The sequence below is a fragment of the Rhodoferax sp. RT5P35 genome (assembly GCF_056521385.1).
On record NZ_JBWMAX010000391.1, the window covers coordinates 1 to 1,013 of the forward strand.

Below are 1,013 nucleotides of genomic sequence, written 5' to 3' on the forward strand. Positions count from 1 at the left end.
AGCCCGTTGAGATTGAGAGACCATCATGGGAGCCGCCATCGGGGCGGCCCCATGTCATGAGTCGACCGTGTTATTCGACTTTCCAGTCGCCATTGACCACCTTGAGCATCACGCCGGTTTCGAGCGTGTAACCCCAATGGTCGTCCTTGGTCCAGTTGACAACGCCATGCGACACCACGGTGCGGCCCATGGTTTCCATCGCCTCGCGCAGGGCAGCGCGGAACTCCTTGGTGCCGGGTTCGGCCTTTTTCAGGGCCATGGGCACAATCTTTTCCATCACCAGCATGGCGTCATAGCCATGGCCGGCAAACTGGTTGCGCGAGCCCGCACCGTAGGCTTTTTCGTACTGCTCAACAAAGGCAATGGCGGCCTTTTTGGAGGGATGGCTGTCGGGCAGCTGCTCGGCAATCACGGCCGGGCCGGACACCACGTAAGCGCCTTCCACATCCTTGCCACCGACGCGCATCAGGTCACGGGACGCTGCGGCGTGGGTCTGGTAAATCTTGCCCTTGTAGCCACGCTCGATCACCCCTTTGTGGGGCATGGCCGCGCCGCTGCCGGAAGCGACGATCAGCATCGCGTCGGGGCTGGCGGCGATCAGCTTGAGGGCCTGGGCCGTCACACTGGTGTCGGAGCGGGCAAAACGCTCTGTGGCCACCACCTTGATGCCATTCTTGTCGGCCTCAGCCGTGAAGTCCTTGAGCCAGCTCTCGCCATACGCGTCGGTGTAGCCCAGGAAGCCGACGGTCTTCACGCCTTGCTTCTTCATCAAACCGATCATGGCGTGGGCCATCACCGCATTGGATTGGGGCATGCGGAAGGTCCAACCGTCTTTGCCCGGTGGCAGCACAGCGGGTGAGAACGCCAGTTGTACCGTCTCGGCTTCAGCAGCAACGCCCGCCATGGGGATCGCCACCGGCGTGGCGACCGAGCCCATGATGATGTCCACCTTGTCGTCGGTCACAAAGCGCTTGGCATTTTTCACGCCATTGGTGGGGTCGGTGGCGTCATCC

Annotated in this window: 1 protein-coding gene; it reads right to left on the reverse strand. The window is 62.1% G+C overall.

The features are described from left to right. Positions 1-70: 70 nt before the first annotated feature. Positions 71-1,013, reverse strand: a 943-nt coding sequence (locus tag AC097L_RS26575; RefSeq protein ID WP_479589680.1) for an ABC transporter substrate-binding protein, incomplete at its 5' end; no start/stop codon positions are given.